Genomic DNA, 14,082 nt, shown 5'->3' with positions numbered 1-14,082 from the left:
ATAAGCGTAAAACTGACATAAAGCAGCCTATACCTGATAAAATCTAAAGCTTTGTTGTTTGCGTTTATTCGTTGTTTTTATAGCAAACCTCTGCTTTTTCCAGACGGCCCATCCTTTATTTCAAAGCATTACATGCCGTCTGAAAAAACAATCCGACATCCGAATCTCAACCCACCAAAAAGTAACGCATCCTTATGATTAAGATAAAAAAAGGCTTAGACCTGCCTATCGCGGGCAGACCGGAGCAAGTCATTTATGACGGCCCGGCCATTACCGAAGTCGCGTTGCTTGGCGAAGAATATGTCGGCATGCGCCCCTCGATGAAAATCAAGGAAGGCGAAGCCGTCAAAAAAGGCCAAGTGCTGTTTGAAGACAAAAAGAATCCGGGCGTAGTATTTACTGCTCCGGCTTCAGGCAAAATCGCCGCTATTCACCGTGGCGAAAAGCGCGTACTTCAGTCAGTCGTGATTGCCGTTGAAGGCAACGACGAAATCGAGTTCGATCGCTACGCACCTGAAGCGCTGGCAAAATTGAGCAGCGAAGAAGTGCGCCGCAACCTGATCCAATCCGGTTTGTGGACTGCGCTGCGCACCCGTCCGTTCAGCAAAATTCCTGCCGTTGATGCCGAACCGTTCGCCATCTTCGTCAATGCGATGGACACCAATCCGCTGGCTGCCGATCCTACGGTCATCATCAAAGAAGCTGCCGAAGACTTCAAACGCGGCCTGTTGGTATTGAGCCGCCTGACCGAGCGTAAAATCCATGTGTGTAAAGCAGCCGGCGCAGACGTGCCGTCTGAAAACGCTGCCAACATCGAAACACATGAATTTGGCGGCCCGCATCCTGCCGGTTTGAGCGGCACGCACATTCATTTCATCGAGCCAGTCGGTGCGAACAAAACTGTTTGGACAATCAATTATCAAGATGTGATTGCCATTGGCCGTTTGTTTACAACAGGCCGTCTGAACACCGAGCGCGTAATTGCCTTGGGAGGTTCTCAAGTCAACAAACCGCGCCTCTTGCGTACCGTTTTGGGTGCGAAAGTATCGCAAATTACTGCGGGCGAATTGGTTGACGCAGACAACCGCGTGATTTCCGGCTCGGTATTGAACGGCGCGATTGCACAAGGCGCGCACGATTACCTCGGCCGCTACCACAATCAGATTTCCGTTATCGAAGAAGGCCGCAGCAAAGAGCTGTTCGGCTGGGTTGCGCCACAACCGGATAAATACTCCATCACGCGCACAACCCTCGGCCATTTCCTGAAAAACAAACTCTTCAAGTTCAACACAGCCGTCAACGGCGGCGACCGCGCCATGGTACCGATCGGCACTTACGAGCGCGTAATGCCCTTGGATATCCTGCCTACCCTGCTCCTGCGCGATTTAATCGTCGGCGATACCGACAGCGCTCAGGCATTGGGTTGCTTGGAATTGGACGAAGAAGACCTCGCTTTGTGCAGCTTCGTCTGCCCGGGCAAATACGAATACGGCCCGCTGTTGCGCAAGGTGCTGGAAACCATTGAGAAGGAAGGCTGATTATGGGCTTGAAACATTTTCTTGAAAAAATCGAACCGCACTTCCTGCCGGGCGGCAAACATGAAAAATGGTATGCCCTCTATGAAGCTGCGGCGACGATTTTCTACACATCCGGCGCGGTAACGCGCAAAGCGGCACACGTCCGCGACGCGCTCGACTCCAAACGCATGATGATTTTGGTGTGGCTGGCTTTGTTCCCTGCCATGTTCTACGGTATGTACAACGTCGGCGTACAGGCATTCGGTGCGTTAACGCCTGATTTGCTGCAACAAAATATCGCCAACGACTGGCATTACGCCCTTGCCAACGCTTTGGGCATCAATATGTCGTCTGAAGCGGGCGTGTTGGGCAAAATGCTGTTCGGCGCGATTTTCTTCCTGCCGATTTACGCGACTGTATTTGTTGTGGGCGGCTTCTGGGAAGTCTTGTTCGCCACTGTACGCAAACATGAAATCAACGAAGGTTTCTTCGTGACTTCGATTCTGTTTGCTTTGATCGTTCCCCCTACTCTGCCTTTGTGGCAAGCGGCTTTGGGTATTTCTTTCGGCGTTGTGGTTGCGAAAGAAGTATTCGGCGGTACAGGTAAAAACTTCATGAACCCTGCTCTTGCAGGCCGTGCGTTCCTGTTCTTTGCCTACCCTGCCAATATTACCGGCGATACCATTTGGACTGCGGTTGACGGCTATTCCGGTGCCACTGCTTTGGCGCAATGGGCGGCACACGGTGCAGACGGCCTGAAAAACGCTGTAACCGGTCAAGCCATTTCTTGGATGGATGCATTTATTGGTAACGTGCCCGGCTCAATCGGCGAAGTATCCACTTTGGCGCTCTTAATCGGCGGCGCGTTTATCGTGTTCACCCGTATTGCCTCTTGGCGCATTATCGCTGGCGTGATGATCGGTATGATTGCCATGTCTTCACTGTTTAACTTCATCGGTTCGGACACCAACGCCATGTTCTCCATGCCTTGGTACTGGCACTTGGTAGTCGGCGGCTTCGCCATCGGTATGCTGTTTATGGCGACCGACCCTGTTTCCGCTTCCTTTACCAATGTCGGCAAATGGTGGTACGGAGCGCTCATCGGTGTAATGTGCGTGTTGATCCGCGTGGTCAACCCTGCTTACCCCGAAGGCATGATGTTGGCGATTCTGTTTGCCAACCTGTTTGCCCCGATTTTCGACTATTTCGTCGCACAAGCGAACATCAAACGCAGAAAGGCGCGCAGCAATGGCTAAGAAATTCGATAAAGACAGCTTCAGCGGCACGCTGATTGTGGTATTGGTTGTCAGCCTGATTTGTTCCATCATCGTTGCTGGTGCGGTCGTCGGCTTGAAACCAATCCAAGAGAAACAAAAACTCCAAGATAAACAAGGCTATATCTTGAGCGTAGCCGGTTTGATGGATAAAAACACCGACATCAGCAAAACCTTTGCCGAGCGTATCGAGCAACGTGTCGTGGACTTGGCTACCGGCGAATACGTCGCCGATGCGCCTAAAGACTTCAGCGCACGCGTTGCCGGCAAAGACCCTGCCCAAAGCATCCAAATCAAACCTGAAGACGATTTGGCAGGCATCAAAAGCCGTGCCAAATACACTGAGGTTTACTTGGTAAAAGGCGAAGACGGCAAAGTCAGCCAAATCATCCTGCCTATGCACGGTAACGGTTTGTGGTCTGTCATGTACGGTTTTGTCGCCATTCAACCTGACGGCAACACCATCAACGGCATCACCTACTACGACCAAGGTGAAACCCCGGGTTTGGGCGGCGAAATCGGCAATCCTCTGTGGCAACAAAAATTCGTCGGCAAAAAACTGTTTAACGAACAAGGCAAATTTGCCCTGCACGTCGGCAAAGGCGCAAGTTCGGACAAAGAACACGGCGTAGATGCCCTCTCCGGCGCGTCGCTGACGTCTAAAGGTGTGCAAGGTTCGTTCGACTACTGGTTCGGCGAAAACGGCTATATCCCCTACCTGAACAAATTAAAATCAGCAGGAGCACAATAATGGCTGACATGAAACGCTTGAAACATTTGATGTTTTCACCCTTTATCGACAACAACCCGATTGCCTTGCAGGTTTTGGGTATTTGTTCGGCTTTGGCGGTTACCACCAAACTTCAGACGGCCATCGTAATGGGTATTTCCGTAGCTTTGGTAACCGGTTTTTCCAGCTTCTTCATCTCATTGGTACGCAACTACATCCCCAACAGCATCCGTATTATTGTGCAAATGGCGATTGTTGCTTCCTTGGTAACGCTGGTTGACCAACTGCTTCAAGCCTTTGCTTATGAGCTGTCCAAACAGCTGTCCGTATTCGTCGGCCTGATTATTACCAACTGTATCGTGATGGGCCGTGCCGAAGCATTCGCCATGAAAGAGCCTCCTTTGGAGAGCTTGGTTGACGGTATCGGTAACGGCGCAGGTTACGGCATGATGTTGATCATCATCGCAACCATCCGCGAACTGATCGGCTCAGGCAAGCTCTTTGGCTACACCATTTTCCAAACCGTACAAGACGGCGGCTGGTATCAAACCAACGGCTTGTTCCTGCTCGCCCCTAGCGCGTTCTTCATCATCGGCTTCTTGGTATGGGGTCTGCGCACTTGGAAACCTGAACAGGCGGAGAAATAACACATGGAACATTACTTAAGCCTCTTTGTAAAATCCGTCTTTCTGGAAAACATGGCACTTTCCTTCTTCTTGGGGATGTGTACATTTTTGGCGGTCTCTAAAAAAGTATCCACTGCATTCGGTTTGGGCGTGGCTGTAACTTTCGTACTCGGCCTGTCCGTCCCAGCCAACCAACTGGTTTACTCGCTGTTGAAAGACGGCGCGCTGGTTGAAGGTGTGGACCTGACCTTCCTGAAATTCATCACCTTCATCGGCGTGATTGCCGCTTTGGTGCAGATTTTGGAAATGTTCTTGGATAAATTCGTCCCTGCCCTCTACAACGCATTGGGTATCTACCTGCCCCTGATTACCGTAAACTGCGCGATTTTCGGTGCCGTATCGTTTATGGCGCAACGCGAATACAACTTCGGCGAGTCTGTTGTATATGGTTTCGGTGCAGGTTTGGGCTGGCTTTTGGCTATTGTCGCTTTGGCGGGCATTACCGAAAAAATGAAATATTCGGACGTCCCTAAAGGCCTCAAAGGCTTGGGCATTACCTTTATCGCCGCTGGCCTGATGGCAATGGCGTTTATGTCGTTCTCCGGCATCCAGTTATAAGAAAGGAATCGGCATGGAGATTATTTTAGGTATCGTGATGTTTACCCTCATCGTCTTGGTTTTGGCACTGATGATTCTGTTTGCCAAATCCAAATTGGTGAGCGAAGGCGACATCACCATCAAAGTCAATAACGAAAAAGAGCTGACGATGCCTGCCGGCGGCAAACTGCTGGGTGCGCTTGCCAGCCAAGGCATCTTCGTTCCTTCCGCCTGCGGTGGCGGCGGCTCATGCGGTCAGTGTCGTGTTGTCGTGAAAAGCGGCGGCGGCGACATTCTGCCAACCGAGTTATCCCACATCAGCAAACGCGAAGCGCGCGAAGGCTGCCGTCTGTCTTGTCAGGTCAACGTTAAAACCGACATGGACATCGAAGTACCGGAAGAAGTGTTCGGTGTGAAAAAATGGGAATGCACCGTCATCTCCAATGACAATAAAGCAACGTTCATTAAAGAACTCAAGCTTGCTATTCCAGAAGGCGAAGAAGTTCCTTTCCGCGCCGGCGGCTATATCCAAATTGAAGCCCCTCCTCACACTGTTGCCTACAAAGACTTCGACATTCCTAAGGAATACCACGAAGACTGGGACAAATACAATCTGTGGCAATACGTTTCCAAAGTGGACGAGCCGATTTTGCGTGCCTACTCTATGGCTTCATATCCTGAAGAAAAAGGCATCATTATGCTGAACGTGCGTATCGCTACGCCTCCTCCACGCGTACCTGATGCGCCTCCTGGACAAATGTCTTCTTACATCTGGTCGCTTAAACCCGGTGATAAAGTAACGATTTCCGGTCCGTTCGGCGAATTCTTTGCCAAAGATACCGATGCCGAAATGGTATTTATCGGTGGTGGTGCGGGTATGGCTCCTATGCGTTCCCACATTTTCGACCAGCTGAAACGTTTGAACTCCAAACGTAAGATTACCTTCTGGTATGGTGCACGTTCTAAACGCGAGATGTTCTATGTCGAAGACTTCGACCAACTCGCAGCAGAATTCCCGAACTTCACATGGCATGTTGCCCTGTCCGACCCATTGCCTGAAGACAACTGGGACGGTTACACAGGCTTCATTCACAACGTGGTTTACGAAAACCACCTGAAAAACCATGAAGCTCCGGAAGACTGCGAATTCTATATGTGCGGCCCTCCGATCATGAACCAGTCCGTCATCAAAATGCTCAAAGACTTGGGCGTGGAAGACGAAAACATCCTCTTGGACGATTTCGGCGGCTAACAAACAAAAAGGAAGAAACTTCGGTTTCTTCCTTTTTTATTGGCAGGCCGTCTGAAAACCATACTTTCAGACGGCCTGAACCTTTCTTTTACGATACAATAAAGGCTTCAAAAAATAATCCGCAAATCCCTTATGCCGTTTCTTTCAAATTCATTTTACCGTCCGATAATCGGTTGTACCGTTGCCATCGTTTCCGCACTCACGCTCTCTGCCTGCCAACCTGAAAAACAACAAACCATTACCCTGCAAGGCGAGACCATGGGCACGACCTATACCGTCAAATATCTTTCAGACGGCCAAGACAAACTCCCCTCCCCTGCCGAAATACAAAAACGCATTGATGATGCACTTAAAGAAGTCAATCGGCAAATGTCTACCTACCAGACCGATTCCGAAATCAGCCAATTCAACCAGCTGAGCACCGTCAATCAGGCCATGCCCATTTCCCAAGACTTTGCCTATGTAACCGGCGAAGCCTTGCGTTTAAACAAACTGACGCACGGCGCACTAGACGTAACCGTCGGCCCTTTGGTCAACCTTTGGGGATTCGGTCCGCAAAAAGAAATCACACACGAACCGACTGCACAAGAAATTCAACATGCTTCAGAAATGGTCGGTACGAACAAACTCAAACTTTCCCAAGATGGTCAGCAGCCTACACTCACCAAAACCCATCCCGAAGTCTATTTAGACCTATCCTCCATCGCCAAAGGTTTTGGCGTGGATAAAACCGCCGCCGAACTTGAAAAACTCAATATCGGCAATTATTTGGTAGAAATCGGAGGCGAGTTGCATGGCAAAGGCCACAATGCGCAAAGCAACCCTTGGCGTATCGGCATCGAGCAGCCTAATATCGTTCAAGGCGGCGCCACTCAAATCACCATTCCATTAGACAATAAATCACTGGCCACATCCGGCGACTACCGTATTTTCCATGTCGATAAGTCAGGCCGCCGCCTTTCCCATATCATCAACCCTAAAACCAAACAACCCATCAGCCACAACCTTGCTTCCATCAGCGTAGTAGCAGAAAACGCCACACTTGCAGACGGCCTTTCCACCGGATTGTTCGTTCTCGGAGAAACTGAAGCACTTAAACTTGCCGAGCAAGAAAATCTCGCCGTTTTCCTTATCATCCGGACCCCGCAAGGCGGCTACCATACTAAAATGTCCAACGCATTCAAGAAATTATTAAACTAATCTTCAGGAATACACACATGAAAACCCTTCTTCTGACTTTCGGCATCTTTATCATTGTCATCCTCGGCATGGCAGTCGGCTATATTTTCTCTAAACGCACCATCAAAGGCAGCTGCGGCGGCATTTCCTCGCTCGGCATGAAGAAAATGTGCGATTGCGACACGCCATGCGATACCTTGCAAAAAGAGCTGGATAAAAAACAACATTCCGACAACCAAGGCATCAAGATCGATCATTAAGTCGTTGTTGAATATTTATTAGTGATGTAAGGATGCTTATCCCCTATCAGGCCGTCTGAAAAATAAAAGAGCGTAATCCCAATGGATACACGCTCTTTTATTTTGCCTCTTACAAAGCAATCCAAAAATATCTTGCATACACATTTGAAACAAGCCTCCCAAACCAATCGAGAAAAAAGAAAAGCTCCTGAAAAACAGGAGCTTTTTCTTGGAAGAAACCAGATTATTTCAATTTAGTTTCTTTGTAAATAACGTGTTTACGGGCTACTGGGTCAAATTTTTTGATTTCCAGTTTGCCAGGCATAGTACGTTTGTTTTTAGTAGTTGTGTAGAAGTGGCCAGTACCAGCACTGGACTCCAGTTTGATTTTATCGCGCATTGCAGTAATCCTTAATTAATGGTGTTTAAATTAAGCTTCGCCGCGAGCACGCAAATCAGCCAATACGACATCAATGCCTACTTTATCGATGGTGCGCAATGCAGCGTTAGAAACGCGCAGGCGAACCCAGCGGTTTTCACTTTCTACCCAGAAACGACGTGATTGCAAGTTAGGCAAAAAACGACGTTTGGTTTTGTTGTTGGCGTGTGATACGTTATTGCCAGACATCGGGCGCTTACCGGTCACTTTGCAAACTCGTGCCATGGTTAGTCTCCAAACTTCTAAAATAGTAAAACGCGATTTATACCACGAAATCCGCCTTCAGTTCAAGTCGTTTGCTGAAAAAACGGGATTTGTGGAAATAAATCTTCTCAATATGTTGCATCTGCGAAACGGTATTCCGCAAAGCCTTAACTTTTCAATTATAACGGATTTCTTTAAAAAAATCATCTGTCGTTTGCGTGGTCGGCGAAATAAACAGGCCGTCTGAACATTTCAGACGGCCTGTTTATCGTCATGCCTTTTTCTTCAATGCCGCATTCAAAATGCAGCCGAGTATAAAGCAGGCTAAAGAGGGAACAACCCACCCTAAACCGATATTGTAAAACGGCAATGCGCGCTCGATGGCAGCAGCGGTGTCGGCATTAAATCCAAACGCGGCCTTATAGGCATCGAGCAAACCGACCACAAGGGCAGCCATCATGGTGCAGAAATAGACAATACGGCCACCGCCAAACAGTTTATCTGTCAAAGCCAGCAGAATAATAACGATGGTCAGCGGATACAACAGCATCAACATAGGGATGGAAAACTGCAAAATCGCTGACAGGCCTTTGTTGGCCAACAGGATAGACACCACCGTATTCAGTATCACAAAGATTTTATAAGAAATACCCGGGCAAAGACGGTTGAAATATTCGGCGCATGAAGTAATCAAGCCAACCGCCGTACTCAGACAGGCAAGCAGCACCATGACGCCAAGCAACACAATACCGGCCGTACCGAAATAGTGCTGTGCGGTTTTAGACAAAACCGACGCGCCGTTTTCCTGCAAGCCGATACCGGCTACGCCTGTCGCGCCCATATAGCCGATAAACAGGTAAACCACTGCCAAACAAGAAGCCGCCAACACACCGGAAATCGTCGTGGTCTTCAGCAAGTCCGCGCGGTTGTCCACGCCCATGGCGCGAACGGCATCAATGACGATAATGGCAAACACCAGCGAAGCCAGCGCGTCCATGGTGCCGTAGCCTTCCAAAATGCCTTTAACCAACGGATGAGTAGCAAAATCGCCTTGCGCCGCCTGCGGCACGCCCATCGGGTTAATGGCGGCATAGCCGACCAATATCGCAATTGACAACAACAAAACAGGCGTGAGGATTTTACCGATACGGTCAACCAGCTTACCCGGAGAAATCGACAGCCAATAAGTAATGCCGAAAAACACCAGGCTGAATACGGCCAATGCGATATTTTTCCAAGATTCATCAATGAAAGGAGAAATTGCAGTTTCAAAAGATACCGTTGCCGTACGCGGCATGGCAAACAGAGGGCCGATTGCCAAATAAAGCGCCGTGGCAAAAGTCACGCCGTACCAAGGCGCAACACGGGAAGCCAGTGCCTCCACATCACGCGAGCCGGAATAACCGACGGCAATCACGCCCAACAATGGCAAACCTGCGCCCGTCAGCAAAAAGCCAAACATCGCCGAAAGCCAGTTATCACCGGCCTGCTGTCCCAAAAAAGCAGGAAAAATCAGGTTCCCCGCCCCAAAAAACAGGGCAAACAGCATTAAGCCTACCGCCCATAAAGAAGCTTTGTTATGACTTGTCGTCGAATTCATTTTAGTTCTCTTTTTTCAAATTTTCGTTATCGGTTTCATCGGCTTCAAGGCCGTCTGAAAACATTTCGGCTTCGTTTGTTTCCAAACCGTCTTTCAGGCTGATTTCGATTTCACCATAATTTTCAGGCTGCACGATACGCACCAAGCCTTCTTTAGCCAATTCCAGCAATGCAATAAAATTGACCACCACATATGTCGCGCCCTGCTCCGGCTTAAACAAATCGCTGAACTTACTGATACCGCTTTCGTTCAAACGACGCAAAATCGCCGTCATCTGCGCACGCACGGAAATGGTTTCCCGCACCACTTCATGACTGCGCGTATGCTTGGCACGCGACAAAATACCCAACCAAGCCTGCGTCAAATCGGCAACGTACACTTCCGGCAACTTCGCTTCGACCGCAATTTCCAGCGGCAAATACGCCCAAGCAAAATCACGTCCGGCACGCGGCAACGCATCCAAACCCTGAGCCGCCAGTTTCATCTGTTCGTAAGCCAACAGACGGCGCACCAGCTCGGCACGCGGATCCGCCTCTTCATCCTCAACTTCTTCAGGACGCGGCAACAGCAGGCGCGATTTAATTTCAATCAACATCGCCGCCATCAGCAGGTATTCCGCCGCTAAATCAAACTGATACGCTTCCATTTGGGCAATATAGTGCAGATACTGCTCGGTAATCTTCACCATCGGAATATCGAGGACATCGATATTTTGCTTGCGGATAAGGTACAGCAACAAATCCAACGGCCCTTGGAAGCTGCTCAATACCACCTTCAACGCATCAGGCGGAATAAACAAATCCTGAGGCACATCGGTGACAGGCTGACCGAACACCCACGCAACGGTATGTTCAGACGGCGTTGCGGCAGTGGAAGAAATAAGGTGTTCTGAAGGCATGGTTAAAGGGTCTTTTTCTTTTTAAGTTTAGTAAGAAGTTTCATCAACAAAAGGCCGTCTGAAACAAGGACAACCCGTTTTTAATATAAAAATCAGCGGTTTTTACGATTGATTTGCAAAGAAACAATGGCGACGGCAAAGGTCTGGGCCAAGGCCATACCCAACAGCGGCAGGCTGGCGAAAACCGTACCCGTCAGTACCGAGCCAATATCGCGAGAAAACACAAAACCATCCCTCGCAAGCATCGCCACCATCAAAGCCAACAACAGCAAACTTTCGCAGCCGACCAAAAGCCAAATCATTTTAACCGAACGGCGTTTGCGCCATTTCATGATACCGGCGTGTAAAAGGCTGAATATCACGACGGACAGAAACGGATAAAGAAAAGTGGTGAACGGGCGGTTATAACCGCTTTGCACACACAAATAATCGCCCGGCAGCGTATTGCATTCCATCACATCGAGAAACATCGGATCGACAGCATACATCAATACGCCGAACCATACCGCATAAATCAGGCTGGCGATAAAGTAGGCTTTAAAAAATCGGTTCTTAACCATCTTCCCCTACCCCTCACTTCCGCCCCGCGATATGCTCCACCGCAGCCTGTGCACAATACAATCCAAACGAAGCCGTTACCAGCATACTCGCCCCATAGCCCGCGCAGGACAAACCTTGCGGTGCGGCATCGGTCGAACACGCTTCGCCGGATTGCGGCGGCGTAATATTCTCGGTTGAATAGACGCAAGGCACGCGCATTTTTTCTTTGGTATCGCGGCTGAAGCCGTAGCGTTTGCGCAAGGTATAGCGCAAATTGGAAAGCAGAGGGTCGTGGGTAACGCGGCTCAAATCGGCGGTTTGGATTAAAGCCGGATTTTTCTGTCCGCCCGCGCCGCCGCTGATAATAAACGGTTGTTTATGTTGCACGAAATACGCCGCCATCGCCGCTTTGACACGGATTTGGTCGATGGCGTCGATGACAAAGTCAAAAGGCCGTCTGAAAAGTTCGTCCAGATTGTCTTCGGTCACAAAATCTTCGATTTCCGTCACTTCGCATTGCGGATTGATTTGGGCGATGCGTTCGCGCAAAGCAGTAACTTTTGCCTTACCGAAATCATCGGTCAAAGCGTGCAACTGGCGGTTGACATTAGACTCGGCAACGTTGTCCAAATCAATCAGCGTTAAACGACCGATACCGCTCCTCGCCAAAGCCTCCACCGCCCACGAACCGACGCCGCCGACGCCGACCACGCACACATGCGCACGCGAAAAGCGTGCCAGTGCTTCGTCTCCGTAAAGTCTGGCAATGCCGCCAAAGCGGCGCGAAGAAAGAAAAGCGGCGTCTTGCATAAGTAACCTTGTGATATATCAATAAATTAATGAAAAACGCCACAGGCGAATCGGACCGATATTATACTTGAAAGCAGATGGGCTGTTGTACCCGCCCGAAAGAGTTTATAATCGTTTCACATTCAGACAAGTTCTGATTTCATATTAAACGAAAGTGCCGCTACTCGGCGCAAAAGGAGAATAAATATGTACAAACATCTGGTTGTAGCCGTTGACGGTAGCGAGACTTCCCTCAATGCATTGAAACACGCCGCCGAACTGGCAAGCCTCAACAAAGCCCAACTGACTTTGGTTCACGTTGCCAACCCTGCCGAATACATGGCTTTGGCTCCTGAATTCCTGCAACACGAAAGCTACGAAGCCGCCGCAGTGGCTCAAGGTAACGAAGTTTTGGATTTCGCAGAAAAAACAGCGCGTGAAAGCGGCGTTGAGAACATCGTGAAACACCTGTTGGTTGCCAACAAAGGCGCGCGCGAAATGGCGCAAGACTTGGTTGACTATGCCGACAACAACGGCGCAGACCTGCTGGTACTCGGCACACACGGCCGCACCGGCCTGATGCACCTGCTGATGGGCAGCTTCGCCGAGACCGTAATGCGTCAAAGCCACCTGCCTCTGCTGATTATCCGCAGCAAAGCTGAAGAAGCATAATCAAGCATTGATTTAAAATAGCGAAAGGCCGTCTGAATATTTTTCAGACGGCCTTTTTTCACATGACAGCTTAAGCTTTTATTTTGCCATTTCTTTGAACACTTCGTGTGCCACAGCAATGGTTTCGTCAATCAGCTCAGGCGTATGCGCGGCGGAAACAAAACCGGCTTCGTAAGCAGACGGGCCGAATGCGACATTGCGGTCGAGCATACCGTGGAAGAAATGTTTGAAACCGTCGATATTGGAACGCGCCATGTCGGCATAGTTTTGCGGCGTATGGCTGGCAAAATACAAACCAAACATGCCGCCCACGCTGTCCGCCGTAAATTCAACGCCATGTGCTTTAGCCGCGTCGGCAATACCGTTGGCGAGGCGTTGGGTCAAGGCAGTCAGGTTTTCATAGAAGCCTTCGCGCTGAATGATTTCCAGCGTTTTCAAACCGGCTGCAACCGCAATCGGATTGCCGGACAATGTACCTGCCTGATACACGCCGCCCAACGGGGAAATACATTCCATAATGTCTTTACGGCCGCCAAACGCCGCCAAAGGCATACCGCCGCCGATCACTTTGCCCATGGTGGTCAAATCAGGCTTGATGCCGTGCAAAGATTGCGCACCGCCCAGCGCCACGCGGAAACCGGTCATCACTTCGTCGTAAATCAACACGGCACCGTGTTTTTCAGTCAATTCGCGCAAGGCTTTGACAAAGGCTTCAGACGGCCTAACCAGATTCATATTGCCGACAAAAGGCTCCAAAATCACACAGGCAATGTCATTGCCGCTTTGGGCAAAGGCTTCTTCCAGTTGGGCGATATTGTTGTATTCGAGTACCAAAGTATGTTTGGTAAAGTCGGCAGGCACGCCGGCAGAAGAAGGATTGCCAAACGTCAACAGGCCGCTACCTGCTTTCACCAACAGGCTGTCGGAATGGCCGTGGTAGCAGCCTTCAAACTTGATGATTTTGTCGCGGCCGGTAAAACCGCGTGCCAGACGGATGGCGGTCATCGTTGCTTCCGTACCGGAGCTGACAAGGCGCAGCTGCTCGACTGACGGCATGATTTTGGCGATTTCTTCGGCAATGACAATTTCGCCTTCAGTCGGCGCACCAAACGACAAACCGCCCAATGCTGCTTCGCGCACGGCTTCAGTGACTTCAGGATGGGCGTGGCCGACAATCGCAGGGCCCCAAGAGCCGACATAGTCGGTATAACGCGTGCCGTTTTCGTCCCAAACATACGCGCCTTCTGCCTTTTTGATAAAGCGCGGTACGCCGCCGACGCTGCCGAATGCGCGCACAGGAGAGTTTACGCCGCCGGGAATAATGGCTTTGGCGCGGTTGAACAAGCTTTCATTACGGTTCATGGTCAATTCTTTCGTAAGAGGTCGTCTGAAAATCAAATCGGAGCCATTTTAACACCAAATCCTTTTCAGACGGCCCAAGCTTCAAAATAAGAATCGGGCGCAAAATCAAAATTATTCTTTAAAAACAAACACTCTATCCACATTTTTCCTGCTTGTGCTATAAT

16 protein-coding genes are annotated in these 14,082 nt (G+C 49.8%); 9 read left to right on the top strand and 7 right to left on the bottom strand.

The genetic code is table 11. The features are described 5' to 3' along the window. Positions 1-194: 194 nt before the first annotated feature. From HMPREF2865_RS07870 to nqrM, 8 genes are all read left to right on the top strand, one after another. Positions 195-1,538 carry a Na(+)-translocating NADH-quinone reductase subunit A gene (locus HMPREF2865_RS07870; RefSeq protein ID WP_070646643.1) on the top strand — a complete coding sequence of 448 codons (1,344 nt, stop codon included), beginning with the start codon at positions 195-197 and terminating at the stop codon, positions 1,536-1,538. Between the two features lie 2 nt (positions 1,539-1,540). Beyond that, positions 1,541-2,773 carry an NADH:ubiquinone reductase (Na(+)-transporting) subunit B gene (locus HMPREF2865_RS07865; protein ID WP_070646642.1) on the top strand — a complete coding sequence of 411 codons (1,233 nt, stop codon included), beginning with the start codon at positions 1,541-1,543 and terminating at the stop codon, positions 2,771-2,773. Beyond that, a complete protein-coding gene (locus HMPREF2865_RS07860) occupies positions 2,766-3,542 on the top strand; it encodes a Na(+)-translocating NADH-quinone reductase subunit C (RefSeq protein ID WP_049329021.1) in 777 nt (258 codons plus the stop codon). Before HMPREF2865_RS07865 ends, HMPREF2865_RS07860 begins: the two co-directional genes overlap by 8 nt. Continuing rightward, a complete protein-coding gene (locus tag HMPREF2865_RS07855) occupies positions 3,542-4,168 on the top strand; it encodes an NADH:ubiquinone reductase (Na(+)-transporting) subunit D (RefSeq protein WP_049329022.1) in 627 nt (208 codons plus the stop codon). Before HMPREF2865_RS07860 ends, HMPREF2865_RS07855 begins: the two co-directional genes overlap by 1 nt. Before the next feature lie 3 nt (positions 4,169-4,171). Continuing rightward, positions 4,172-4,765: an NADH:ubiquinone reductase (Na(+)-transporting) subunit E gene (nqrE, locus tag HMPREF2865_RS07850; RefSeq protein ID WP_003684365.1), complete on the top strand. Its 594-nt coding sequence runs from the start codon at positions 4,172-4,174 to the stop codon at positions 4,763-4,765. A gap of 13 nt (positions 4,766-4,778) precedes the next feature. Beyond that, positions 4,779-5,996 carry an NADH:ubiquinone reductase (Na(+)-transporting) subunit F gene (gene nqrF, locus HMPREF2865_RS07845; RefSeq protein WP_004519569.1) on the top strand — a complete coding sequence of 406 codons (1,218 nt, stop codon included), beginning with the start codon at positions 4,779-4,781 and terminating at the stop codon, positions 5,994-5,996. A gap of 132 nt (positions 5,997-6,128) precedes the next feature. After that, positions 6,129-7,196, top strand: coding sequence for an FAD:protein FMN transferase (locus HMPREF2865_RS07840; RefSeq protein ID WP_083309583.1), 1,068 nt, complete (start codon positions 6,129-6,131; stop codon positions 7,194-7,196). A 17-nt stretch (positions 7,197-7,213) separates the two neighbouring features. Beyond that, a complete protein-coding gene (gene nqrM / locus HMPREF2865_RS07835; protein WP_070590364.1) occupies positions 7,214-7,435 on the top strand; it encodes a (Na+)-NQR maturation NqrM in 222 nt (73 codons plus the stop codon). Positions 7,436-7,658: 223 nt separating this feature from the next. Here nqrM and rpmG read toward each other — a convergent pair whose 3' ends face one another. The 6 genes from rpmG to HMPREF2865_RS07800 all read right to left on the bottom strand — a co-directional run bounded on the left by rpmG (position 7,659) and on the right by HMPREF2865_RS07800 (position 11,905). After that, positions 7,659-7,814 carry a 50S ribosomal protein L33 gene (gene rpmG / locus HMPREF2865_RS07830; protein ID WP_003684373.1) on the bottom strand — a complete coding sequence of 52 codons (156 nt, stop codon included), beginning with the start codon at positions 7,812-7,814 and terminating at the stop codon, positions 7,659-7,661. Positions 7,815-7,844: 30 nt separating this feature from the next. Then, a complete protein-coding gene (gene rpmB / locus HMPREF2865_RS07825) occupies positions 7,845-8,078 on the bottom strand; it encodes a 50S ribosomal protein L28 (RefSeq protein ID WP_002216391.1) in 234 nt (77 codons plus the stop codon). Positions 8,079-8,328: 250 nt separating this feature from the next. Continuing rightward, positions 8,329-9,657 (bottom strand): branched-chain amino acid transport system II carrier protein, encoded by a 1,329-nt coding sequence (gene brnQ / locus HMPREF2865_RS07815; protein ID WP_070646641.1) that lies wholly within the window; start codon positions 9,655-9,657, stop codon positions 8,329-8,331. A 1-nt stretch (position 9,658) separates the two neighbouring features. Further along, entirely contained in the window at positions 9,659-10,555 is an 897-nt protein-coding gene (locus HMPREF2865_RS07810; protein ID WP_049323891.1) for a segregation and condensation protein A, read from the bottom strand. Positions 10,556-10,647: 92 nt separating this feature from the next. Further along, complete coding sequence (locus HMPREF2865_RS07805; RefSeq protein ID WP_070460336.1) at positions 10,648-11,115, bottom strand: hypothetical protein; 468 nt, start codon at positions 11,113-11,115, stop codon at positions 10,648-10,650. A gap of 13 nt (positions 11,116-11,128) precedes the next feature. Further along, positions 11,129-11,905, bottom strand: coding sequence for a tRNA threonylcarbamoyladenosine dehydratase (locus tag HMPREF2865_RS07800; protein ID WP_003748819.1), 777 nt, complete (start codon positions 11,903-11,905; stop codon positions 11,129-11,131). A gap of 186 nt (positions 11,906-12,091) precedes the next feature. Between HMPREF2865_RS07800 and HMPREF2865_RS07795 the strand changes: the two genes are divergently transcribed. Then, entirely contained in the window at positions 12,092-12,556 is a 465-nt protein-coding gene (locus HMPREF2865_RS07795; RefSeq protein WP_003680896.1) for a universal stress protein, read from the top strand. Positions 12,557-12,634: 78 nt separating this feature from the next. On the opposite strand, the gene hemL is transcribed toward HMPREF2865_RS07795, so the two are convergent. Next, positions 12,635-13,918 carry a glutamate-1-semialdehyde 2,1-aminomutase gene (gene hemL / locus HMPREF2865_RS07790; RefSeq protein ID WP_070646640.1) on the bottom strand — a complete coding sequence of 428 codons (1,284 nt, stop codon included), beginning with the start codon at positions 13,916-13,918 and terminating at the stop codon, positions 12,635-12,637. Between the last annotated feature and the right edge of the window lie 164 nt (positions 13,919-14,082).

This window comes from Neisseria sp. HMSC073G10 (genome assembly GCF_001812605.1).
GTDB lineage: Bacteria > Pseudomonadota > Gammaproteobacteria > Burkholderiales > Neisseriaceae > Neisseria > Neisseria subflava_A.
Note: the sequence above shows the minus strand (reverse complement) of the source record. Positions and strands in the feature narration are given on the sequence as shown.